The organism is Frondihabitans sp. VKM Ac-2883 (genome assembly GCF_015350875.1).
In the GTDB taxonomy this organism is placed as follows: domain Bacteria; phylum Actinomycetota; class Actinomycetes; order Actinomycetales; family Microbacteriaceae; genus Frondihabitans.
In genome coordinates, this window is the sequence record NZ_JADKSF010000004.1 from 338,839 (window position 1) to 359,981 (window position 21,143).

A 21,143-nucleotide genomic window follows, 5' to 3' on the forward strand; every position below is an offset into this window, starting at 1 on the left:
TCTGATGCACGTCAGTCAGGAGCCTCGGGCCCCGGCACTCCTTTGTTCAGGATCCGGGCCCGACCGTTCCTGAATTCAGGTACAGTCGCGACGCGCCGTCAAGCACCATCGCGGCCCGCCGTGAGGCCCAGCCCGCCGAGCCGCTCCTCCGCTCGCCGCCGGTACGGCAGATGCGTCGATCTTGAGAGCACGGCGCGGATGTCGTCTGCGGTCAAGTGGTGCTCTTCGGCGAGCCGACGGGCCGCAAGCGCCACCCGGGCGTCCCACACGTCGGCGCGCGCGAGGTCGACGAGCGTGCGAGCCGGCGTGGTCACCCGGATCGGACCGAAGTCGACGATCTCGTCAGCGAAGTCGCGCACCCGATGCCCGTGCGTCAAGATCTCCGCCTCCCACGGCGCTTCGGCAATCGCGCCCCAGACCCAGGCCGCCGTCAGGCGCACCGCGACCGCTGCCGGAGTCACTCGCGGCGCGAGCGCCAGCGCCCGCCGCCACGGAACATCGAATTCGGCGATCGAACAGAACGCCCGGTCGAGGGGAAACACGTCTCCGTCGAGGGCGGCGGCCTGTAACTCGACGGAGGGGAGCTCAGCGGTGGTGAGAACGGACGGAAGCGAGGTGGTCATGGCTCCAGCCTCGACGAACGAGACGACGAGGATCCGCGGCAACCCCGATCTGTGGAGAGCCGCTGGCCGCCCCGGCGCGGTGGAGGCCCGGCCCGCGCCCGCCGAGTCGTCCACGACCGCCCGAGCGGCACAGACCTTCAAGACGGCATAGCCCCCTCAGGACGGCGCAGACCCACCTAACCGGCACAGACCCGCGTCCTAGGACACGGGTCTGAGCCGGTAACGAGGGTCTGGGCCGATTAGCAGGGCCCGAGCCGATCGCGAGGTCTAGCCGAGCGCGTCCAGCCAGACGCGACGGGCGTCGAGCGCCTCCTGAGCGTCTTTGATGGCGCGCTTGTCGCCCGAGGCCTGTGCCGCCTCGAGCTCGGTCTCGAGCTTCGCGATGGCGCTCTGCAGCTGGCCGGCGAGGCCCTCGGACCGGGCTTTGCGCTCCGGGTTGTTCTTCTGCCAGAACTCTTCGTCGAGGGTGCGAACGTGCGTCTCGATCTTGCGGAGGCGGTCTTCTACGGGACGGACCTGCTCGCGCGGAACCCGACCGATGTCGTCGAAGCGCTGCTGCAGAGAGATCAGGGCGTCGCGAGCCGCAACCCGGTCGGTGAGTGCGAGGATCGCCTGGCCCTCGTCGAGCAGGGCGTTTTTCGCCTCGAGGTTGGCGCTGTATTCTTCTTCGTCTTGCGCGACGAGGGCGGTCTTCGCCCCGTAGAGCACGTCGCCGGCAGCCTTGAATCGGGCCCAGAGAGCGTCGTCGTACTTCTTGCCGGCGCGGCCGGCGCGCTTCCAGTCGTCGAGCAGCTGGCGGTAGGTGGGGATGCCGTCGGCACCCTTCGGCGCCAACTCTTCAGCTCGCTCCACCAGAGCCTGCTTACGGCTTCGGGCGTCACGGTGCACCGAGTCGAGCTCGGCGTAGAAGGCCTTCCGGTGCGTGTCGATCGTCGAGCGGGCCGCGCGGAAGCGCTTCCACAGGTCGTTGCCCTCGCCCTTGGGAATGCGCGGGCCGTCTTGCTGGTGCTTCTGCCAGCGCGAGAAGATGTCGTCGACGGACGCGGTGACCTGTTTCCACTGGACCCGCGCGGGATCCTGAGCCGCCAATGCCTCGGCTTCGACGACGAGAGCCGTGCGGTAAGCGACGGCCTCCGCCTGAGCGGCCTGCGCTTCAGCGCTCTGCTGCTGGGTCAGTTCGACGACTGTCGTGTCGAGAGCGGCGACTCGAGTGCGCAGGGCATCGATGTCGCCGACGGCGCTGGGCTCGGCCAAGGCCTCTTTGAGGTGGCCGACCGCTTTCGAGACGTCGGAGGCGCTGGCACCTCGCTTGACGCGCTGCTCGAGGAGCGTCACCTGACCGGCGAGCTCGGTGAACTTGCGTTCGTAGTAGGCGAGTGCCTCTTCGGGGGTCGCGTCGGGGTACTGGCCGACGGCGCGTTCGCCATCGGCCTGTCGGACGTAGACCGTCCCGTCGTCATCGACTCGGCCCCAGGGCGCCTGATCGTTCGTAGCCACAATTCCACCTTGCTGCGTGTCTCGTCGGTGAGGTCCATCAGCCTCTCGCGATGGATGTTCAGCCTATTGCACAGACGCGAAGCCTGGGCGGAGCCTTGGAATGAAGCTACTTGATGGTGGCAGCGGTGATCGTCGTCGCGACCTTGGGCGCGCCGTCCGTCGAGCTCGTCGCCGAGTCTGCGGGGGTCAGTCCCTTGTCGGTGATGTTCTTCTCCATCGACGACAGGCCGGAGGTCACCTTGCCGACCACCGTGTACCCGCCGGTCGTCCCGTCGAGGGTCGTGGGGCCGTAGACGATGAAGAACTGCGTGGCCTGGGAGTCGGCCGTCGAGGCCCGCGCCATGGCGATGACGCCGGTCTTGTACTCGGAGTCGGAGGGCACGTTCTCGAGAGGGCCGAACTGGTAGCCGTCGTCGCCCGTGCCATCGGCCTTGGTCGCACCGCACTGGAGGAACTTGGCGCCGCTGCCGTTGCTCATCCGCCAGCAGTGCGTGCCCTCGTAGAAGTTCTTCTTGATCAGGGTCACCAGCACGCTGGTCGCCTGAGGCGCCTTTGCACCGTCGAGTTCGATGCCCAGCGTCACGTTCGAGTTGAGCTTCAGCGAGCCCGTCCAGGTGCGGTCTTCGGCGATGCTCTTCGACGGCACGGCGGAGGCGGCGGAGGCCGATGCTGACGGCGACGAAGCCGCCGTCGGTGCGGGGGAGAACCCACCCCGGGCGTAGACGATCTGCGCGCCCGTTCCGAGAGCGCCCACGAGTACGACGGCGATGATCGCCGCCACGTTGTCACGGAACCGACGCTTGGTCTGCACCCCGTAGACCTGTTGCCGGGCGGTGTAGCGCCTCAGCCGCTCACGGGCTTCACGGTCGTTCTTGCTCGGTGCCACGGATCCTCCAGAATGAGCTGGCGCCCCCGGAGGAGCGTGAAGCAGGTTCAGCCTGAACTGTAACGGAGGAGCGGCTCCGACCACGGCAGGCGGTGTCGGGGGTCCGGTCTAGCATGAGTTCTCATGAGCCCGCTTTCGCGCGTGCGGCAGAGTTCCACCCCTCTGGCCGTCCGCATGCGCCCCACCAGCCTCGACGAGGTCGCCGGCCAGAAGCACCTGCTGCGACCGGGTTCGCCGCTGGTGCAGCTCGCGTCCGACACCTCCGGCGAGTCGGGTGCCGTCTCGGTGATCCTGTGGGGTCCGCCCGGCACGGGTAAGACGACTCTCGCGCAGGCGGTCGCCCACAGCTCGGGCCGACAGTTCGTCGAGCTCTCGGCCGTCACCGCGGGTGTCAAAGACGTCCGCCAGGTGATGGAGAAGGCGCTCACCAGCCGCGATCTCTACGGCACGACGACCGTGCTGTTCCTCGACGAAATCCACCGCTTCACCAAAGCGCAGCAAGACGCTCTGCTCCCCGGAGTCGAGAACGGCTGGATCATCCTCATCGCCGCGACGACCGAGAATCCCTCGTTCTCCGTCATCACACCGCTCCTCTCCCGGTCGCTTCTCCTCACCCTCGAGCAGCTGAGCGACGACGACCTCGCCGAGCTGGTGCGACGCGCCGTCCGCGACCCCAGGGGCCTCGACGACAGTGTCACTCTCGACGACGACGCCCTCGCGATGATCGTGCGTCTCGCCTCGGGCGATGCCCGCCGTGCGCTGACGGCCCTCGAGGCGTCGGCGCAGTCCGCGTGGGCCATGGCCGACGTCGAGGCCGCGTCGGGCTCGGTCGACGACCTCGACGAAGACGACGAGGCCGACGACGGAAACGACGACAAGGATCCAGCCCGGCCCCGCGACGACACCGACCCGCAGTCCGGCTCGGCCCCGCTCATCACCTCCGAGCTCGTCGCCCAGTCCGTCGATCGGGCGCTGCTCCGGTACGACCGCAACGGCGACGAGCACTACGACGTCATTTCGGCGTTCATCAAGTCGGTGCGGGGGAGCGACGTCGACGCCGCACTCCACTATCTGGCCAGGATGATCGAGGCCGGGGAGGATCCTCGGTTCATCGCCCGGCGCATCATCGTCTCGGCCGCAGAAGACATCGGGATGGCCGATCCGCAGGCCCTCCTCATCGCAATGGCCGCCGCCGATGCTGTGCAGATGATCGGCATGCCCGAGGGCCGCATCCCGTTGGCCGAGGCCGTCGTCTACCTCGCGACCGCTCCCAAATCCAACCGCTCCTACCTCGGCATCGATCAGGCCATCGCCGACGTGCGAGCCGGCAAGGCCGGCCGCGTGCCGAAGCACCTGCGCGACGCGCACTACCCGGGCGCCAAACGGCTCGGCCACGGCAAGGGCTACAAGTACGCCCACGACTCCGAGTTCGGCGTCGTCGAGCAGCAGTACCTCCCCGACGAGCTGGTGGGGCGCAGCTACTACGACCCCACGAGCAACGGCAACGAGCGCGACGTGACGGCGAGGCTCGAGAAGCTGCGGAGAATCACACGGGGGCACTAATGCTCCCGCTCGTCCCTCTCTCCATGTAAGCTTGAACGGTTGCCTGTATTCAGGGCGTCGAAGCGCGGCTGCTCAAGACGTCCTGATCAAGGTGAGACGACCTGTAGCCGGTCGACCACCGCGGCGATCACCCCTCTTGTTACGAACGCCGGCGCTCGCGCGCTTGACGCTCATTTCATTTCCATTTTCGACAAGGAAGGGAACCGTGTCCACTAAGTCACGTACCCGCAGCAAGACCCGTCTGTCGCGTGCCCTCGGCATCGCGCTGACCCCGAAGGCCGCCCGCTACCTCGAGAAGCGTCCTTACGCTCCCGGCGAGCACGGCCGCACCAAGCGCAAGACCGACAGCGACTACGCCGTCCGTCTCCGCGAAAAGCAGCGTCTGCGTGCCCAGTACGGCATCCGCGAAGCTCAGCTCAAGATCGTCTTCGAAGAAGCGCGCAAGGCCAAGGGCCTGACCGGTGAGAACCTCGTCGAGCTCCTCGAGACGCGTCTCGACGCACTGATCCTGCGTGCCGGCTTCGCCCGCACCACGGCTCAGGCTCGTCAGATGATCGTTCACCGTCACATCCTCGTCGACGGCAAGCTCGTCGACCGTCCCTCGTTCCGCGTCAAGCCGGGCCAGATGATGCACGTCAAGCCGAAGTCGGAGTCGATGGAGCCATTCCAGGTCGCCGCCGCCGGTGGTCACGTGGACGTCCTCCCCAAGCTTCCCGCGTACCTCGAGGTCGAGATCGACAAGCTGCAGGCGAAGCTCGTTCGTCGCCCGAAGCGCGTCGAGGTCCCCGTGACCTGTGAAGTCCAGCTGGTCGTCGAGTACTACGCCGCCCGCTAGGCCCCTTCTTCACCCGGCTTCTCCTCCTCCACAGGGAGAGCCTCTCCACAGACAGGGAGCAGCCCGCCTCGCGCGGTCTGCTCTCTTTCTGCATCTCGGTAGGATTGACGGCAGTCCATTCGAAGGAGCTCCAACCGTGAAATCCCTGTTCTTCCTGCTCGTCGGCACCGCCCTGGGCTTCGTCGTGGCTCACAAGGTCAACCAGACACCGGCCGGTCGGGAGTTCTTCACGGGTCTCGACAGCCGCCTGTCGCGTTTCTCCACCGCCGTGGCCGATGGCTATCGCAGCCGCGAGGCCGAACTGCGCGATCGCGACTGATCCGTCGCGCCTCGAATCCGACGCACCAGCGACTCCGACACACCAGATCTGAGAGACCACCATGCAGACCGCTGAAATCCGCAACCGCTGGCTGAAGTACTTCGGCGACCGTGGGCACACCGTCGTGCCGTCCGCCTCCCTCGTGAGCGACGACCCCAGCCTGCTCTTCGTCGTGGCCGGCATGGTGCCGTTCATCCCGTATCTCTCCGGCCTGGTGCCGGCGCCGTACCCGCGGGCGACGAGCGTGCAGAAGGTCATCCGCACCAACGACATCGAAGAGGTCGGCAAGACGCCGCGCCACGGCACCTTCTTCCAGATGAACGGCAACTTCTCGTTCGGCGACTACTTCAAAGAGCGGGCGATCACCTATGCGTGGGAGTTGCTGACGACCCCGGAGGCCGATGGCGGGCTCGGGTTCGACCAGAAAGACCTGTGGGTCACCGTCTACAAAGACGACGACGAGGCCATCGCCCTCTGGAAGTCGATCGCGGGCCTCCCCGACGAGAAGATCCAGCGTCTCGACAAAGACACCAACTACTGGCACACCGGGCAGCCGGGCCCTGCCGGCCCCTGCTCCGAGATCTTCTTCGACCGCGGCCCCGCTTACGGCATCGACGGCGGCCCCGCCACCGACGACGACCGCTACGTCGAGATCTGGAACCTCGTGTTCATGCAGTACCAGATCGACAACGTGCGCTCGAAGGTCGACTTCGACATCGTGCGAGAGCTGCCCAACAAAAACATCGACACCGGCATGGGTCTCGAACGTGTCGCCTTCCTCAAGCAGGGGGTCGACAACATGTACGAGATCGACCAGGTGCGCCCCGTGCTCGACCGTGCCGCCGAGCTCTCCGGTCGGGCCTACGGCGCCGACCACGACGACGACGTCCGTATGCGCGTCATCGCAGACCACGTCCGCTCCGCGCTGATGCTCATGAGCGATGGCGTGACCCCGTCCAACGAGGGCCGCGGCTACATCCTGCGCCGCCTCCTCCGACGGAGCGTGCGCTCGATGCGACTCCTCGGTGTCGAAGGCGCGACCTTCCCCGAGCTCTTCGCCGCCTCGCGCGACGCGATGAAGGCCGCCTACCCCGAGGTCGAGACCGACTACAGCCGCATTTCGCGCCTCGCTTTCGCCGAGGAAGAGACCTTCCTCCGCACCCTGGCCTCCGGCACCGCGATTCTCGACGAGGCGGTCGACCAGACCGTCGCCGCCAGCAAGAAGGAGCTCAAGGGCGACACCGCCTTCCTTCTCCACGACACGTTCGGGTTCCCGATCGACCTCACCCTCGAAATCGCCGAGGAGGCCGGCCTCACCGTCGACCGCACCGCGTTCGACACCCTGATGCAGGAGCAGCGCTCCCGCGCCAAGGCCGACGCGAAGTCGCGCAAGACGGCCCTCGCCGACCTCAGCGTCTACTCGGCCTTCCGAGCCCAGGGCGAGACGGTCTTTACCGGCTACGACTTCCTCAACACCGAGTCGCGCATCCTGGGCCTGATCGTCGGGGGCGAGTCGGTCCATCGAGCAGTGGCCGGCGACATCGCCGAGGTCATCCTCGCCGAGACCTCGCTCTACGCCGAGTCGGGTGGCCAGGAGGCCGATGCGGGCAGCATTGTCGGCAACGGGTTCGACCTCGAAGTACTCGACGTGCAGAAGCCCGTAAAGGGCCTCATCAGCCACCGCGTGCAGGTGCGATCCGGCGAGGTCGGCGTCGGCGACGCCGCCACCAGCGTGGTCGACCCCACGTACCGTCGCGGAGCGACACAGGCGCACTCGGCGACGCACCTCATTCACGCCGCCCTGCGGCAGGTGCTCGGCCCGGAGGCGCACCAGGCCGGCTCGTACAACAAGTCGGGCTACATGCGCCTTGACTTCAACTGGTCGAACCCCCTGTCGGCGGGCACCCGCAGCGAGATCGAAGACATCGCCAACTCCAAGATCCGCGACGACCTCGAGGTCACGACTCGCATCCTCCCGCTCGACGAAGCGCGCGCGGCCGGAGCCATGGCCCTGTTCGGCGAGAAGTACGGCGAGGAGGTGCGCATGGTCGACATCGGCGGCCCCTGGTCGCGCGAGCTCTGCGCCGGCACCCACGTGTCGCACTCGTCGCAGATCGGGCTGATCAACCTCGTCGGTGAGTCATCGATCGGATCGACCAACCGCCGCGTCGAGTCGCTCGTCGGCGTCGACGCCTTCCGCGACTTCGCCACCGAGCGTTCGCTGATCAACCAGCTGACCTCGTCACTCAAGACGCCGCGCGAGCAGCTTCCCGATCGGATCGCCGACCTCGCCGGCCAGTTGAAGGCGGCCGAGAAACGGATCGCCGAGTTCGAAGCGGCCGCCCTGCAGACGCGCGTTCCCGCACTCGTCGAGAAGGCTTCGGCCGTGGGCGATCTGCGCGTCGTCTCAGAACACGTCGGTCAGGTGAAGTCGGCCGACGAACTGCGGAGTCTGGCGACGAACGTTCGCGAGCGTCTCGGATCCTCGGTTCCCGCCGTCGTGGCACTCGCGGCCGACGTGTCGGGCAAGCCAGCGGTCATCGTGGCGACCAACGCCCCGGCGCGCGACGCCGGCGCCAAGGCCGGCCTCCTGGCCCGCACCGCAGCCGGCATCCTCGGTGGTGGCGGAGGCGGTAAAGACGACCTCGCTCAGGGCGGAGGCTCCGATGTGTCGGCGATCCCCGCCGCACTCACCGCCATCGTCGAAGCGCTCAGGTCCTGATCATCGATACGGGGTTCCGCCGTGGGGCGCGGATCGGCGTCGATGTGGGCAAAGCCCGCATCGGCGTCGCGCGCACCGATCCCGACGGTCTGATCGCCACGCCGATCGAGACGGTCACGCGCTCGGGCAGCCCGAAAGACACCGGTGCTGCCGGCGACGACGTGAAGACGATTCTGGCGCACGCCACCGAGCTCGACGCGATCGAGATCCTGGTGGGCCTGCCTTTGTCACTGTCGGGCGGCGACACCCCGTCGACGTCCGACGCGCGCGAATTCGCGGAGCGTCTGGCGCGGGGCGCGGATCCTCGGCCAGTCCGTCTCGTCGACGAGCGGCTCTCGACGGTGACTGCGTCGTCGGCCCTCCGCGCCTCGGGTCGGTCGTCGAAAAAGCAACGGTCCGTGATCGATCAGGTGGCCGCCGTTATAATCGTGCAGCACGCCATCGACCTGGAACGATCGAGCGGACGTCCACCGGGCTCCCTTGTTCCCGTGACGACGAATTCCGACGAGAAACGGTAGAACGTGGCAGACGAACCCTCCTGGGACGACATCTTTGCCGGCACCCCCTCCGAGAAGCGCACGACGACGACGTCGCGGCGATCGGGAGAGACGGCCGACGAGCCGGAGCAGGGCGGCCAGCCCCTGCAGGGCGGCGCGGCGCAGAGCGGACAGGTTTCGCCGAGCGGACAGACCCCTCTTGTGACGCCCACGGTGGCCGATCCCGGCCCGTCCCGGCGCGACCTCCGAGCTCGGCGCGAAGAAGAGGAGCGTCGACGCGGACGCGCGGCTCCCCGCAAGACCGAGCGCCCGAAGCGAGCACCGCAGGCGTCAGCGGAGGCTGCGGCACCCCCACCGACGGCGCCGGTCGAGCGACGACGTTCTCGCTGGCGAAAGCCGGGCACCTGGATCCTGATCGCCGTTCTCCTTATCGTCGTCGGCGGAGGTGGAGCCGTCATCTCCACCCTTTACAAGCAGTACGCCCCCGGCATCCAGTCTCTGTTCGGCGGCGAGCCCGACGACGACTACGCCGGGTCAGGCAATGGCACCAAGGTCGAGTTCACGATCGTCTCGGGTGATATCGGCGAGACCATCGCGTCGAAGCTCGCTAAGGCCGGTGTGACGAAGACGTCGGCCGCGACCTACAGCCTGCTGCTGGCGAACAAAGAGATCTCGTTCCAGCCCGGCACTTACTCGATGTTCGAGCACATGAGCGCCCAGTCGGCCATCGACCGTCTCCAGTCGACGTCGGCCCGGATCACCACCAAGATTGTGATCCCCGAGGGCACGACCCTCAAGGGCATCATCAGTCTGACGGCCAGCGCGACGAAAATCCCGATCGCCAAGGTCAAGAAGGCCGCGGCCGACTACAAGTCGTTCGATCTGCCGTCGAATGCGACGAGTCTCGAGGGCTACCTGTTCCCCGCGACGTACGAGCTTGAACCGAACAAGACCGCTCACGCCTACCTGCAAGACATGGTCGACGAGATGAAGAAGCGTCTCACCGCCGCGGGGGTGCCCGAATCGAAGTGGGAGCGCACGGTCATCTTCGCGTCGCTCATTCAAAAAGAGGCCGGTCTCGCGGCCGACTACCCGAAGGTCGCGCGGGTGTTCCAGAACCGGATCGACGACGGAATGCTGCTGCAGTCCGACGCGACCGTGGCGTATGGCGCAGGCACGACCGACCGGGTCACGACGACCGACGCCGAGCGCGCGGACGCGAGCAACAAATACAACACCTACGTGCACAAGGGTCTGCCCGTCGGGCCGATCTCGAACCCCGGTGAGATCGCCATCGAGGCCGCCGTCAAGCCGGCGACCGGCACGTGGGTCTACTTCGTGACCGTCAACCTCGACAGCGGCGAGACCGTGTTCTCGACCACCTATGCCGAGCACCAGAAGGCCGTCACGCAGTTCCAGTCGTGGCTGCGGGCCCACCCCGAGTACCAGTAGGCCCGGGGGAGCCTCGCGACGGGGCAACCGTCGCGTGTGGAACAATCGACACATGCTTCGATGGTTGACCGCGGGTGAGTCTCATGGCCCCGAACTGATTGCCGTTCTCGAAGGAATCCCGGCCGGTGTGCCGGTGTTCCTCGAAGACATCCAGAGCGATCTTGCGCGCCGCAAGCTCGGCTACGGCCGCGGCTCGCGCATGAAGTTCGAGCAAGACGAGCTGCACATCTCGGGTGGTGTCATCCACGGGCGCACGATCGGCAGTCCCATCGCGCTGCGCGTCGGCAACACCGAATGGCCGAAATGGGAAGAGGTCATGAACCCCCAGCCGGTCGAGGTGAGCGAGGCATCCCGCGGACGCAGCGCCCCACTGACCAGGCCCCGACCCGGTCACGCCGACCTGGTCGGCATGCAGAAGTACGGCTTCGACTCCGCTCGCCCCATTCTGGAGCGCGCCAGTGCTCGCGAGACCGCGGCCCGGGTCGCTCTCGGTGCTGTCGCGAAGTCGTTCCTGGCCGAGCTCGGCATCGAGCTCGTCAGCCACACTCTCTCGATCGGACCCGTCCGCGTGCCCGAGGGTCGGCCCCTGCCCACACTCGACGACCTCGAGGCGCTCGACGGCGACCCGCTGCGCTGCTTCGATCCCGAGACGTCGGCCCTGATGGTCGCAGAGGTCGACGACGCGAAAAAGGCCGGCGACACTCTCGGCGGTGTCGTCGAGGTGCTCGCCTACAACCTCCCGCCCGGCCTCGGCTCGCACGTGCAGTGGGATCGCCGTCTCGACTCGCAGCTCGCCGCGGCCCTCATGGGCATCCAGGCCATTAAGGGCGTCGAAGTCGGTGACGGCTTCTTGACCACCACCCGCCGCGGATCCGAGGCGCACGACGAACTGCGTCAGACGAGTCGTGGCATCTCTCGCGACACCGATCGTGCCGGTGGCACCGAGGGCGGCATGTCGACCGGCACCGTGCTTCGCGTCCGTGCCGGCATGAAGCCGATCGCGACCGTGCCGCACGCACTGGCGACCGTCGACGTCGCCACCGGCGAGACGGCCAGCGCCCACCACCAGCGCTCTGACGTCTGCGCGGTTCCGGCCTCCGGCGTCGTCGCCGAGGCCATGGTCGCTCTCGTCCTCGCCAACTCCGTGCTCGAGAAGTTCGGTGGCGACTCCATCGACGAGACGAGCCGCAACATGACCAACTACCTGGCGGCCATCCCCGAGCTCCTGACGACGACGACCGAGAGCGGCGCCCCCGCGACCCAGTTCTGATGTCGGAAGAGCGTCCCCGCCCGGTCGTGCTGATCGGCCCGATGGGGGCCGGCAAGACCAGCGTCGGCCGCCGGGTCGCCAAACGCCTCGGTCGTGCTTTCGTCGACACCGACAAAGAGATCGTCAAGGAGCACGGCCCGATTCCCGCCCTGTTCGAGTTGCTCGGCGAACCCGGGTTCCGCGAACTAGAGCGCGGCGCGGTCGCCTCTGCCCTCGCAGGCACCGTCGTCGTGTCGCTGGGTGGTGGGGCTGTGCTCGACGAGGGCACCCGCGCTCGACTCCGCGACGAGCGAGTCGTTCTCTTGACGGTCACTCCCGAAGCCGTCGAATCCCGAATCCGAGGATCCGACCGTCCCCTCCTTCACCACGGCGGCATCGCGGCGTGGAAGCGCATCGCTGCCGAGCGCGCCCCCATCTACGCCTCGCTCGCCGACCTCACCCTCGATACCTCGAACAGACCCCTCTCGCATGTCGTCGACGACATCGTGGCGTGGGTCGAAACGGAGCCTTCATGACCGACGCACCAGAGACCGATCAGACAGCCGAGACGTCGACGGCGGGTACGCCGACGACCGTCATCTCGGTCTCCGGCGCCTCGCCCTACGACGTGCGAATCGGTCGCGGCGTCGTCGCGGAGGTGCCCGACCTCCTCGGCCCGCAGACCAAGAAGATCCTCATCGTGCACGCCCCGCCGCTCGGCGCCCGGGCCACGGCCCTCCGCGAGTCGCTGCTGGCCCGCGGCTACGAGGCGCTCATCGCCGAGATCCCCGACGCCGAGGCCGGCAAACGCGTCGAGGTGGCCTCCTTCTGCTGGCAGATCCTCGGCCAGGCCGACTTCGCCCGGACCGATGCCGTCATCGGCCTCGGCGGCGGAGCGACGACCGACCTCGCCGGATTCGTCGCGGCCACCTGGCTGCGCGGCGTTCAGCTCGTACAGATCCCGACCACGGTGCTCGGCATGGTCGACGCGTCGATCGGCGGCAAGACCGGGATCAACACCGCTGAGGGCAAGAACCTCGTCGGCTCGTTCTACGCCCCGGCCGGCGTGCTCGTCGACCTCGATCTGCTCGACGGCCTCGCGCGCAACGACGTCCTCGCCGGTTTCGCCGAGATCGTCAAGGCGGGGTTCATCGCCGAGCCCGAGATCCTCGACATAGTCGAGGCCGACGTCGATCGAGTCGTCGACCCGTCGACCCCGGAGTTCCGGCGCGTCGTGGAGCTCGCGATCGGTCTCAAGGCACGCGTCGTCGGCGAAGACTTCACCGAGGCCGGGCTCCGCGAGATCCTCAACTATGGGCACACGCTCGGCCACGCCATCGAGCACGCCGAGCGCTACCAGTGGCGGCACGGAGCCGCTGTCTCGGTCGGCATGGTGTTCGCCGCCGAGCTGTCGCGGCTGGCGGGGCGCCTGTCGGATGAGGTCGTGGATCGGCACCGCCGGATCCTCGTGTCTCTCGGTCTGCCGATCAGCTACCCGACCGGCCGCTGGAACACCCTGCTCGCAACGATGCAGCGCGACAAAAAGACCCGGGCCGGAATGCTGCGCTTCATCGTGCTCGACGACACAGCCCGGCCGACGGTGCTCGAGGCGCCCGACTCCAGTCTGCTGTTCGCGGCCTATCAGGAGATCGGGTCGTGACGTCGGTTCTGGTCGTCACGGCTCCCGAGGTCGACGGCCCCGACTCGCGGTACCCGTCGGCGCACTCGGTCTCGACCGGAACCGCCACCGGTCTCGCTGCTGCGCTCGAGTCCGTCGACGCGTCGATCACAGTGCTCGCCCGGCAGACCGACGACGAGGCCGAGCTCATCTCGTGGCTGCACGGAGCGGCCGACGAGGGGTGGGGCGTCGTCATCGACCCGGCGGCGTTCACGAGCTACTCGTACGGGCTCCGCGATGCCGCGGCGCTGGTCGTCGATGCCGGGCTGCCGGTGATCGAGGTGCACCTGACCAACCCGGCATCGCTGGGGGAGGCCCGGCAGTCGAGTGTGATAGCCGCCGTGTCGACCGGCATCATCGCCGGCTTCGGCCTCGACTCGTACCGGTTCGCGGTCGCTGCCGCCGGTGCCCGCGTCGCCGAGCGGCAGAGGGGCCGTCTGGAGCAGGCACAGCTCTGACGCCCCGGGCGCCGCAGCCGAGTCGGCCCTACGACCGCCCCCGAGTCCGACCACGAACGTCTGTGCCGTTCGCGAGGCTTCGGAACATCCGCGAGAGATACGCCGTGGCGAGAGCGGCCTGGCCGAGAGCCCACGTGGCGACGGCTGGCAGTACGAGCCCGCCTGCCGGCACCCCGGCTGCGGTGCGCACTCCGAGCAGCGTCGTCGCCACCACCGCCGCGACGAGCAGGACGACGGCGAGGATCCGCACGACGTACCTCGAGGCCGACCTCGACGGCGGCCTCAGGCGGCCCCTCAGGATGATCGCGTAGAGGGCGACCAGGAGGAGCATCGAGGCGAGCGCCGTCACGACGTTGACGAGATCGCCGAGGGGCCTCAGCACGGTGAATCCACCGATGACTACGGCGAACAGGAGGGCCTCAGTGGTCCACAGGCCGATGGTGAACCCGGGGGAGTCGTCGTTGGTCGGCCCGTACGAGACGAGGTCGGGGTTCGGGCGACGGTTCAACGGGACGTAGGGCTCGTCATCGCTCACGACCTGTGGACTCCCATGACGACACCGTACCCATCCGGCTTACGATGAGCCGCATGACGCCTTCCGCTCCCGTGTCCACGCTCGACGGCTGGGCCGTTGCGCCCTTCACCGGGGGCGGGCTGACCTACGACTGCTACGAGAAGGGCTCCGGCCCGGGCGTCGTGCTGATCCCCGAGGTGCCGGGTATCACGCCCGAGGTGCTGGGGCTCGCCGACCACCTCGTCGACGAGGGCTTCACCGTCGTTGTGCCCTCGCCCTTCGGAGAGCCGGGCCGTGCGCCGACCACGGGCTACGTCCTGGGCGTGGTCGCTCGTCTCTGCGTCGCCGCAGAATTCAGGGCTTTCGCAGTCGGTGCGCATCGGCCGATCACCGACTACCTGCGAGCGGTGGCCGCCGACCTCGCGGCGCGTACGCCCGGCACCGGGGTAGGCGTGATCGGTATGTGCTTCACCGGCGGCTTCGCTCTCGCGGCGGCTGTCGACGACTCCGTCTCGGCGTCCGTGCTGAGCCAGCCCTCCGTTCCGTTTCCTCTCGGAAAGGCGAGGGCCAAGGATCCAGGCCTCTCGCCTGCCGAATTCGACCGCGTGGCCGCCCGGGCCTCTGCCGGCGAGGTCTGCGCGCTCGGCCTGCGATTCTCGGGTGACCGCGCCGCTCAGGCCGCACGCTTCGCGACCCTGAAGAACCGTTTGGGTGACGCGTTCGAGATGATCGAACTCGACTCCTCGCCCGGCAACGAGGGCGGCTTCTCGAAGGGCGCGCACTCGGTGATCACGAGCGAGGTGAGTGAGGCACCGGGCCATCCGGCGCTGGCGGCGCGCGAGCGCGTGGTGGCGTTCCTCCGGGAGCGGCTCACCTCCTGATTTCTCGCCGAGCGCTCGCTCCCGTGCCCGTGATCCGAGCGTCGGCTACACTTGTCGATGGCCGAATCCGGCCGACGTGCCGCATCCCTCGGGGTGCCGTGCACCAGCCACTTTTCTCTCATCTTCAAAGGATTCCTCGCATGGCGACTACCAACGACATCAAGAACGGCGCCGTTCTCAACCTCGACGGCCAGCTCTGGAACGTCATCGAGTTCCAGCACGTCAAGCCCGGCAAGGGCGGGGCATTCGTCCGCACCAAGATGAAGAACGTGATGAGCGGCAAGGTCGTCGACAAGACGTTCAACGCCGGCACCAAGATCGACTTCGCGAACGTCGACCGCCGCGAATACACCTACCTGTACGCCGAGGCCGACGGCTACGTGTTCATGGACACCACCGACTACGACCAGATCAACGTGCCCGCCACGATCGTCGGCGACTCGAAGAACTTCATGCTCGAAAACCAGAACGTGCAGATGGCGTTGCACGACGGCGACCCGCTGTACATCGAGCTTCCCGCGTCGGTCGTACTCGAGGTCACCTACACCGAGCCCGGTCTCCAGGGCGACCGCTCGACCGGCGGCACCAAGCCCGCCACCGTCGAGACCGGCTACGAGATCCAGGTGCCGCTGTTCCTCGAGACCGGCACCAAGGTCAAGGTCGACACGCGCGACGGCAGCTACCTCGGCCGCGTCAACGACTAGGTCGCGCCTCCACAATGAGTGCTCGCACCAAAGCGCGTAAGCGCGCCCTCGACGTGCTCTACGTCGCCGACATCCGCCAGATCTCGATCGACGACGCACTCGTCGCCGAGACGCAGCGTGCCCTCGACACCCCCGAGCGCAACTCGAGCTGGGGCTACGCGCGCGACATCGTTCAGGGCGTCATCGAGAATCGCCCCGAGATCGACGAGCTGATCGAGACATATTCCCAGGGCTGGACCCTGGCCCGGATGCCCACGATCGATCGGGCCATCCTGCGCATCGGCATCTGGGAGCTCACGCACAACGACGACATCCCCGACGCCGTGGCGATCTCGGAGGCCGTCGAGCTCGCGCAGAGCCTGTCGACCGACGATTCGGGCAGCTTCGTCAACGGCCTGCTGGGCCGGATCGCGACAACGACCGCGTCCTAGCGGGGCCGCTCACGCCGAGTGCCGCCGAATGCTTTCCGCCCAGCCCGGGCGAGAGCATCTGGCGGCACTCGGCGTTTTGCCGGGACGATTAGTTGTGCACAACACTATTGCACGCAATGTGCTAGCGTGATCGTCATGCCCACCGCACCGACACCCCTGCTCGACGAGCAGATCTGCTTCGCGCTCTACAGCGCGTCGCGGGCGCTGACGGCGCGGTACCGCGATCTGCTCGAGCCTCTCGGCGTCACCTACCCCCAGTACCTCGTGCTGCTCGTGCTGTGGGAAGAGGGGCCCGTCACCGTCGGCTACCTCGGCGACCGCCTCAACCTCGACTCCGGCACGCTGTCGCCCCTGCTCCGCCGCCTCGAGACCTCCGGCCACGTCACTCGCACCCGCACGCCGGGCGACGAGCGCGTCGTCGAGGTGTCACTCACCGCGAGTGGCAGCGAGCTGCGGGGCGCGACCGCCTCGATCCAAGACGGTATCTGCCAGGCGACCGGGTTGGATTCTGAGGCTCTTCGCTCCCTGCAGCAGCAGATCGCCACGGTCGCGGCGCACGTCCGCCAGGCCGCCTGACTTCACCGACTCCGCATTCCCACCCCTCAAGAAAAGAGACATCATGCCCACTCGCACCTCTCGCACCGCCTGGAACGGAAGCCTCGAAGAAGGATCCGGCCAGGTCGAACTCAGCTCGTCGAAGATCGGCACCTACGACGTGTCGTTCCCGAAGCGTGCGGCTGACGACGCCAACGGAGCCACCAGCCCCGAAGAGCTCATCGCCGCCGCCCACTCGTCGTGCTACGCCATGCAGTTCTCGGCGATCCTCGGTGCCGCCGGCGGCACCGTCGAGGCTCTCGACGTCAAGGCCGACGTCACCCTCGGCCCGGACAAAGCAGACGGCGGCTTCAAGCTGACCGGCATCCACCTCACCGTGCGCGGCGAGGTCTCGGGCGTCGACGCCGACGGTTTCGCCAAGGCCGCCGCCGAGGCGAAGGCGACCTGCCCCGTCTCGAAGGCGCTGACCGGAGTCGAGATCACGCTCGACGCCCAGCTCGAGAACTAGCAGCGGCGCCCCGCGCGCACGCTCGTTTGCGGCGGCGACGGTGGTCTTCGGACCACTGTCGCCGCCGCTTTGCTGTGAGCAGCGCCGAACCGCCGCTTTCGGATTCGGCGACTCGCGCTTAGGTTGGAGGTAGGGGAAGGTGCCGTACCGCGCCGCAGTTGTCGCCAGAATGGAGAGGTACCTCCGTGACCACTGAATTCCTGAATTCATCAGGCATGCGGACGATTCGCTCGCATCGACTCGCATCCTCGATGGCTCGAGCCCGCTCGGCTGGGCCTTCCGCGAGGCACCGGTCGCGCCCGAAGACAACGGCTGGAGATTCCTGTCGCAAGACGACAACGAGACCTTCATCAACACGCCCGGCAACATCAGGGTCGCCGACTTCAATGCAGTCGCGGAAATCGAGCCCGCCGTCATCGCCATCTACGGGTTTCCGGTCGGCACCGATCTCACCTTCGTCATCGAGCCCAGCGGGGCCCGGAAGTTCGTCGACAGCACGACGCGCGAAGAGGTCGCGCTGCCGTACCTCCCGTGACCGACCTCCGCACGATCGCGAGAACGGCCGCCGGAATCTTCGGCGGTACACCCCGGGTCGTGAAGTTCTACGACGAGTCCGAAGAGCACTCCGTCGAGATCCTGAGTTGCACGCCCTCGCCCGAACCCGGACTTACCTCATACTCCACGATCGGCATGAGCGCGTTCGACAACGACACGACGATCGGCCCGCGGCAGCTTCGAGTCGAAGTCGTCGGCATCGCTGCCGACTCGACGACCGCGTTCTCGGGCGGCCTGTCTTCGTGTGCGTTCAATCTGGCCCACGACCGCTTCCAGATCCAGCCGAAGCGCGTCTTCCCGCGCGTATTCGAGGCTACGGGCAAGACGTCACGACGCCGCACGCGCTCATCTGGTATCCGTTCGGATGGGCGGGCGACTTCGAACCCCTCGTCGACGACGAGACCCATATCGAGTGGCTGATGGCGATACCGATCACCGACGCCGAATTCACGTTCTTCGAAGCGAACGACGCGGACGCCCTGATCGACGTCTTCGAGGCGAACGATATCGATCTCTACGACCTGGGCCGCGCGTCGGCGCTCTGATCGGTCCGGCTCGAAAGCGCAGTGACGGCAGTGACGGCAGTGACCACTAACTTCATTCCGAACGCGGGCGGTTCGATCGCCTCGTCGAAGTTCCTCAACGGCTCGAGTGCACTCGGGTGGGCGTTCCGCGAACCGTCGGTGGCGCCCGAAGACAACGGTTGGCGCTTCATGTCTCAGGACGACGACGCGGACTTCGTTAACACACCCGGAAACATGCAGCTCGCCGACTTCAACCGCGTAGCCGAGATCGAGCCGCTCGTGCTCGCCATCTACGACTTCCCCGTCGGCAGCGACTTCATGTTCGTGCAGGGGCCCGACGGCTCGCGCAAGTTCGTCGACAGCGCGACGCACGAAGACGTGGAGCTTCCCGACCGCTCGTGACCGACCTCCGCACGATCCGTCTGCCCGGTACGCCTCAGCCGAGCGAGTCGCGGACGCGCCGAGGATGCGTGACGAAGTCAAGGGCATCCTTCTGATCCAGAGTTCCCGGGAAGTTGGCCGAAGCGAACCGGCCGTTCGGATCATACGGACTTGTGGGCCGAACAAGCGGACACTGGGCCAGAGCCGCCAGCAGCACCCTCTTCGCCTCGTCCGAGAGCACTTCGTGGTCGTCGCGGAGAAGCAGGATCGTGGCTCGACGACGAGGGGATCGGCCCTGGCCGAAGCGGATCGATAGGGCCTGCCGAGGGTCGCTCGTCGGAGTGACCACCGACGCCGTGTCGATGACGTCGAAGCCGAGAACACGGGATCCCACACGGACCCGGCGGCCAGCTAGATCGATCGCGACCCGACGGTCGGTCGCCCCGATGATCGCGATGAGGAGAAGCGCGGAACCCGCCATGATCGCCGCGGAGATCACCAAGGCCACGCCCAGAGGAACGAAGTCCCACGGGGAGGTGTCGAATCGCGTTCGGGGGTTGAAGACGAGAAGGGGACTCGCCACCACCATCAGCCCTACGAAGAGACGACCTTGCCGAGCGAGCAGCGCCTTAAACGCCGACCTGTCGAATTCGAACCAGGTGCCCTTTTCGCTCGCGGACGTCACGAGGGGACCCTACCGCCCGGCGTGCCCGACCAGCCGAGACCGCTAGGCTTGGTCCCGTTCTTACGACCCACCTTTAAGAGCCGTCCAGAGAGACGGAGAAGGGAGGTCCGATTGAGCACACGCACCGTGCTGAGTCAGGCTGACATCACCCGCGCGCTCACGCGCATCGCCCACGAGATCCTCGAAGGCAACCGTGGCGCTGACGATCTCGTCGTGATGGGCATTCCCACCCGCGGCGTCGTTCTCGCCGATCGCATCGGCGAGGCCCTCCAGTCGATCAGCGGCCAGGCCGTTCCCGTCGGCGCCATCGACGCGACGCTCTACCGCGACGACCTCCGCCGGCAGCCGACCCGTGCGCCCAGGCCAACGACCGTGCCGAGCGGCGGGATCGACGGCAAGACCGTCGTGCTCGTCGACGACGTGCTCTATTCCGGCCGCACGATCCGAGCAGCCCTCGACGCGCTGAGCGCCATCGGCCGTCCCAAAGCCGTCCGGCTCGCCGTCCTGGTCGACCGGGGCCACCGTGAGCTGCCGATCCGCGCCGACTACGTGGGCAAGAACCTCCCGACCTCGACAGCCGAGCGCATCTTCGTCCGGCTCGAACCGGTCGACGCCCTCGACGAGGTGGCGATCGCCGACGAGCGAACCGACGCCCGCAGCGAAGGAGGAGCGTCGTGAAGCATCTCCTGAGCACCGCCGACCTGTCGCGCGACGAGGCCATCCAGATCCTCGACATCTCCGAAGACATGGCGGCCGTCTCGACTCGTGAGGTGCGCAAGCTGCCGACGTTGCGCGGCATCACGGTCGTCAACCTCTTCTTCGAAGACAGCACCCGCACGCGCATCTCGTTCGAGGCCGCGGCCAAGCGCCTCAGCGCCGACGTGATCAACTTCTCGGCCAAGGGGTCGAGCGTCTCGAAGGGCGAGTCGCTCAAAGACACCGCGCAGACGCTGGCCGCGATGGGCGCCGACGGCATCGTGATCCGGCACCCGGCATCGGGCGCACCCCGCGTACTCGCCACCAGTGGCTGGGTCGATGCCGGCGTGGTGAATGCCGGCGACGGCACCCACGAGCACCCGACACAGGCCCTGCTCGATGCGTTCACGATGCGCCGCCGGATCCTCGGCGATTCCGCTCGCGGACGCGACCTCGACGGCGTCAAGGTCATGATCGTGGGCGACGTGCTGCACTCCCGCGTCGCCCGATCGAACGCCTGGTTGCTGAAGACCCTCGGCGCCCACGTCACCTTCGTAGCCCCGCCGACGCTGCTGCCGAACGGCGTCGCTGCCTTCGACGCCGACGTCTTCTACGACTTCGACGAAGCGCTCGCGCGGGTGAAACCCGACGTCGTGATGATGCTGCGCATCCAGCAGGAGCGCATGAACGACGCGTTCTTCCCCAACGGCCGCGAGTACGCCCGCTCCTGGGGCCTGAGCGCCGCACGCCTCCACGGGCTGCCCGAGCACACCCTCGTCATGCACCCCGGGCCGATGAACCGCGGGCTCGAGATCAGCGACGAGGCGGCCGACTCGCCCCGATCGACCGTGCTCGAGCAGGTCACGAACGGCGTCTCCGTCCGCATGGCCGTGCTCTATTTGACCCTCGCCGCCGGCGTCACGAACTGAG

At 67.6% G+C, this 21,143-nt stretch carries 27 protein-coding genes; 22 read left to right on the forward strand and 5 right to left on the reverse strand.

Annotated features, from left to right (window positions below; translation table 11 throughout):
* Positions 1 to 98: 98 nt before the first annotated feature.
* Positions 99 to 623, reverse strand: coding sequence for a hypothetical protein (locus ITJ49_RS10045; protein ID WP_194604689.1), 525 nt, complete (start codon positions 621 to 623; stop codon positions 99 to 101).
* On the opposite strand from ITJ49_RS10045, the gene ITJ49_RS10050 reads away from it, so the two are divergent.
* Positions 622 to 774, forward strand: a complete 153-nt coding sequence (locus ITJ49_RS10050; RefSeq protein ID WP_194604692.1) for a hypothetical protein — start codon at positions 622 to 624, stop codon at positions 772 to 774. The genes ITJ49_RS10045 and ITJ49_RS10050 overlap by 2 nt on opposite strands.
* A 116-nt stretch (positions 775 to 890) precedes the next feature.
* Here ITJ49_RS10050 and ITJ49_RS10055 read toward each other — a convergent pair whose 3' ends face one another.
* Positions 891 to 2,120 (reverse strand): DUF349 domain-containing protein, encoded by a 1,230-nt coding sequence (locus ITJ49_RS10055; RefSeq protein ID WP_055957990.1) that lies wholly within the window; start codon positions 2,118 to 2,120, stop codon positions 891 to 893.
* Positions 2,121 to 2,226: 106 nt separating this feature from the next.
* Positions 2,227 to 3,006, reverse strand: coding sequence for a peptidylprolyl isomerase (locus ITJ49_RS10060; RefSeq protein WP_194604695.1), 780 nt, complete (start codon positions 3,004 to 3,006; stop codon positions 2,227 to 2,229).
* Between the two features lie 123 nt (positions 3,007 to 3,129).
* On the opposite strand from ITJ49_RS10060, the gene ITJ49_RS10065 reads away from it, so the two are divergent.
* From ITJ49_RS10065 to ITJ49_RS10110, 10 genes are all read left to right on the forward strand, one after another.
* Positions 3,130 to 4,569: a replication-associated recombination protein A gene (locus tag ITJ49_RS10065; RefSeq protein ID WP_194604697.1), complete on the forward strand. Its 1,440-nt coding sequence runs from the start codon at positions 3,130 to 3,132 to the stop codon at positions 4,567 to 4,569.
* A gap of 205 nt (positions 4,570 to 4,774) precedes the next feature.
* The gene (rpsD, locus tag ITJ49_RS10070; RefSeq protein ID WP_055957982.1) at positions 4,775 to 5,404 is read left to right on the forward strand and encodes a 30S ribosomal protein S4; all 630 of its coding nucleotides are present in this window, start codon (positions 4,775 to 4,777) and stop codon (positions 5,402 to 5,404) included.
* A 136-nt stretch (positions 5,405 to 5,540) separates the two neighbouring features.
* Positions 5,541 to 5,723 carry a hypothetical protein gene (locus tag ITJ49_RS10075; protein WP_055957979.1) on the forward strand — a complete coding sequence of 61 codons (183 nt, stop codon included), beginning with the start codon at positions 5,541 to 5,543 and terminating at the stop codon, positions 5,721 to 5,723.
* A 61-nt stretch (positions 5,724 to 5,784) separates the two neighbouring features.
* Entirely contained in the window at positions 5,785 to 8,445 is a 2,661-nt protein-coding gene (alaS, locus tag ITJ49_RS10080; RefSeq protein ID WP_194604700.1) for an alanine--tRNA ligase, read from the forward strand.
* A 2-nt stretch (positions 8,446 to 8,447) separates the two neighbouring features.
* On the forward strand, positions 8,448 to 8,963 hold the full coding sequence (ruvX, locus tag ITJ49_RS10085; RefSeq protein ID WP_194604900.1) for a Holliday junction resolvase RuvX: 516 nt from the start codon (positions 8,448 to 8,450) through the stop codon (positions 8,961 to 8,963).
* Positions 8,964 to 8,966: 3 nt separating this feature from the next.
* Entirely contained in the window at positions 8,967 to 10,394 is a 1,428-nt protein-coding gene (mltG, locus tag ITJ49_RS10090; protein ID WP_194604702.1) for an endolytic transglycosylase MltG, read from the forward strand.
* Between the two features lie 52 nt (positions 10,395 to 10,446).
* Complete coding sequence (gene aroC / locus ITJ49_RS10095; RefSeq protein ID WP_055957967.1) at positions 10,447 to 11,664, forward strand: chorismate synthase; 1,218 nt, start codon at positions 10,447 to 10,449, stop codon at positions 11,662 to 11,664.
* Positions 11,664 to 12,179: a shikimate kinase gene (locus ITJ49_RS10100; RefSeq protein ID WP_194604705.1), complete on the forward strand. Its 516-nt coding sequence runs from the start codon at positions 11,664 to 11,666 to the stop codon at positions 12,177 to 12,179. Before aroC ends, ITJ49_RS10100 begins: the two co-directional genes overlap by 1 nt.
* Positions 12,176 to 13,303: a 3-dehydroquinate synthase gene (aroB, locus tag ITJ49_RS10105; protein ID WP_194604708.1), complete on the forward strand. Its 1,128-nt coding sequence runs from the start codon at positions 12,176 to 12,178 to the stop codon at positions 13,301 to 13,303. Before ITJ49_RS10100 ends, aroB begins: the two co-directional genes overlap by 4 nt.
* On the forward strand, positions 13,300 to 13,779 hold the full coding sequence (locus tag ITJ49_RS10110) for a type II 3-dehydroquinate dehydratase (protein ID WP_194604711.1): 480 nt from the start codon (positions 13,300 to 13,302) through the stop codon (positions 13,777 to 13,779). The genes aroB and ITJ49_RS10110 overlap by 4 nt, the downstream gene beginning before the upstream one ends.
* A gap of 28 nt (positions 13,780 to 13,807) precedes the next feature.
* Here the strand turns inward: ITJ49_RS10110 and ITJ49_RS10115 are convergent, their stop codons facing one another.
* The gene (locus tag ITJ49_RS10115; RefSeq protein ID WP_194604714.1) at positions 13,808 to 14,314 is read right to left on the reverse strand and encodes a hypothetical protein; all 507 of its coding nucleotides are present in this window, start codon (positions 14,312 to 14,314) and stop codon (positions 13,808 to 13,810) included.
* 53 nt (positions 14,315 to 14,367) lie between these two features.
* Here ITJ49_RS10115 and ITJ49_RS10120 point away from each other — a divergent pair, with 53 nt between their 5' ends.
* The 9 genes from ITJ49_RS10120 (at position 14,368) to ITJ49_RS10155 (ending at position 18,853) form a co-directional block, all read left to right on the forward strand.
* Positions 14,368 to 15,174: a dienelactone hydrolase family protein gene (locus ITJ49_RS10120; protein WP_194604717.1), complete on the forward strand. Its 807-nt coding sequence runs from the start codon at positions 14,368 to 14,370 to the stop codon at positions 15,172 to 15,174.
* Between the two features lie 140 nt (positions 15,175 to 15,314).
* Positions 15,315 to 15,878, forward strand: coding sequence for an elongation factor P (gene efp, locus ITJ49_RS10125; RefSeq protein WP_055957947.1), 564 nt, complete (start codon positions 15,315 to 15,317; stop codon positions 15,876 to 15,878).
* A gap of 14 nt (positions 15,879 to 15,892) precedes the next feature.
* Positions 15,893 to 16,309 carry a transcription antitermination factor NusB gene (nusB, locus tag ITJ49_RS10130; protein ID WP_055957945.1) on the forward strand — a complete coding sequence of 139 codons (417 nt, stop codon included), beginning with the start codon at positions 15,893 to 15,895 and terminating at the stop codon, positions 16,307 to 16,309.
* A gap of 135 nt (positions 16,310 to 16,444) precedes the next feature.
* Positions 16,445 to 16,885 (forward strand): MarR family winged helix-turn-helix transcriptional regulator, encoded by a 441-nt coding sequence (locus tag ITJ49_RS10135; protein ID WP_194604720.1) that lies wholly within the window; start codon positions 16,445 to 16,447, stop codon positions 16,883 to 16,885.
* Between the two features lie 43 nt (positions 16,886 to 16,928).
* Entirely contained in the window at positions 16,929 to 17,372 is a 444-nt protein-coding gene (locus ITJ49_RS10140) for an OsmC family peroxiredoxin (protein WP_055957942.1), read from the forward strand.
* Between the two features lie 208 nt (positions 17,373 to 17,580).
* A complete protein-coding gene (locus ITJ49_RS10145) occupies positions 17,581 to 17,907 on the forward strand; it encodes a DUF2185 domain-containing protein (protein ID WP_370544460.1) in 327 nt (108 codons plus the stop codon).
* Positions 17,904 to 18,347: a hypothetical protein gene (locus tag ITJ49_RS18205; RefSeq protein WP_370544462.1), complete on the forward strand. Its 444-nt coding sequence runs from the start codon at positions 17,904 to 17,906 to the stop codon at positions 18,345 to 18,347. Before ITJ49_RS10145 ends, ITJ49_RS18205 begins: the two co-directional genes overlap by 4 nt.
* Positions 18,275 to 18,472, forward strand: a complete 198-nt coding sequence (locus ITJ49_RS18210) for a suppressor of fused domain protein (protein WP_370544461.1) — start codon at positions 18,275 to 18,277, stop codon at positions 18,470 to 18,472. Before ITJ49_RS18205 ends, ITJ49_RS18210 begins: the two co-directional genes overlap by 73 nt.
* A 39-nt stretch (positions 18,473 to 18,511) precedes the next feature.
* Complete coding sequence (locus tag ITJ49_RS10155) at positions 18,512 to 18,853, forward strand: DUF2185 domain-containing protein (RefSeq protein ID WP_194604725.1); 342 nt, start codon at positions 18,512 to 18,514, stop codon at positions 18,851 to 18,853.
* A gap of 34 nt (positions 18,854 to 18,887) precedes the next feature.
* Here the strand turns inward: ITJ49_RS10155 and ITJ49_RS10160 are convergent, their stop codons facing one another.
* Positions 18,888 to 19,517: a hypothetical protein gene (locus ITJ49_RS10160; RefSeq protein ID WP_194604728.1), complete on the reverse strand. Its 630-nt coding sequence runs from the start codon at positions 19,515 to 19,517 to the stop codon at positions 18,888 to 18,890.
* A 111-nt stretch (positions 19,518 to 19,628) separates the two neighbouring features.
* Here ITJ49_RS10160 and pyrR point away from each other — a divergent pair, with 111 nt between their 5' ends.
* Together pyrR and ITJ49_RS10170 are read left to right on the forward strand one after the other, a co-directional pair.
* Positions 19,629 to 20,195 (forward strand): bifunctional pyr operon transcriptional regulator/uracil phosphoribosyltransferase PyrR, encoded by a 567-nt coding sequence (gene pyrR, locus ITJ49_RS10165; protein WP_194604731.1) that lies wholly within the window; start codon positions 19,629 to 19,631, stop codon positions 20,193 to 20,195.
* On the forward strand, positions 20,192 to 21,142 hold the full coding sequence (locus ITJ49_RS10170) for an aspartate carbamoyltransferase catalytic subunit (RefSeq protein WP_194604734.1): 951 nt from the start codon (positions 20,192 to 20,194) through the stop codon (positions 21,140 to 21,142). The genes pyrR and ITJ49_RS10170 overlap by 4 nt, the downstream gene beginning before the upstream one ends.
* Position 21,143 lies beyond the last annotated feature (1 nt).

Bases quoted from the DNA above. Each gene is read 5' to 3' on its own strand.
- alaS (WP_194604700.1), top strand. From the start codon at position 5,785: ATGCAGACCGCTGAAATCCGCAACCGCTGGCTGAAGTACTTCGGCGAC.
- nusB (WP_055957945.1), top strand. From the start codon at position 15,893: ATGAGTGCTCGCACCAAAGCGCGTAAGCGCGCCCTCGACGTGCTCTAC.
- ITJ49_RS10100 (WP_194604705.1), top strand. From the start codon at position 11,664: ATGTCGGAAGAGCGTCCCCGCCCGGTCGTGCTGATCGGCCCGATGGGG.
- aroC (WP_055957967.1), top strand. From the start codon at position 10,447: ATGCTTCGATGGTTGACCGCGGGTGAGTCTCATGGCCCCGAACTGATT.
- ITJ49_RS10045 (WP_194604689.1), bottom strand. From the start codon at position 623: ATGACCACCTCGCTTCCGTCCGTTCTCACCACCGCTGAGCTCCCCTCC.
- aroB (WP_194604708.1), top strand. From the start codon at position 12,176: ATGACCGACGCACCAGAGACCGATCAGACAGCCGAGACGTCGACGGCG.
- efp (WP_055957947.1), top strand. From the start codon at position 15,315: ATGGCGACTACCAACGACATCAAGAACGGCGCCGTTCTCAACCTCGAC.
- ITJ49_RS10065 (WP_194604697.1), top strand. From the start codon at position 3,130: ATGAGCCCGCTTTCGCGCGTGCGGCAGAGTTCCACCCCTCTGGCCGTC.
- ITJ49_RS10050 (WP_194604692.1), top strand. From the start codon at position 622: ATGGCTCCAGCCTCGACGAACGAGACGACGAGGATCCGCGGCAACCCC.
- ITJ49_RS10135 (WP_194604720.1), top strand. From the start codon at position 16,445: ATGCCCACCGCACCGACACCCCTGCTCGACGAGCAGATCTGCTTCGCG.
- ITJ49_RS10120 (WP_194604717.1), top strand. From the start codon at position 14,368: ATGACGCCTTCCGCTCCCGTGTCCACGCTCGACGGCTGGGCCGTTGCG.
- ITJ49_RS10140 (WP_055957942.1), top strand. From the start codon at position 16,929: ATGCCCACTCGCACCTCTCGCACCGCCTGGAACGGAAGCCTCGAAGAA.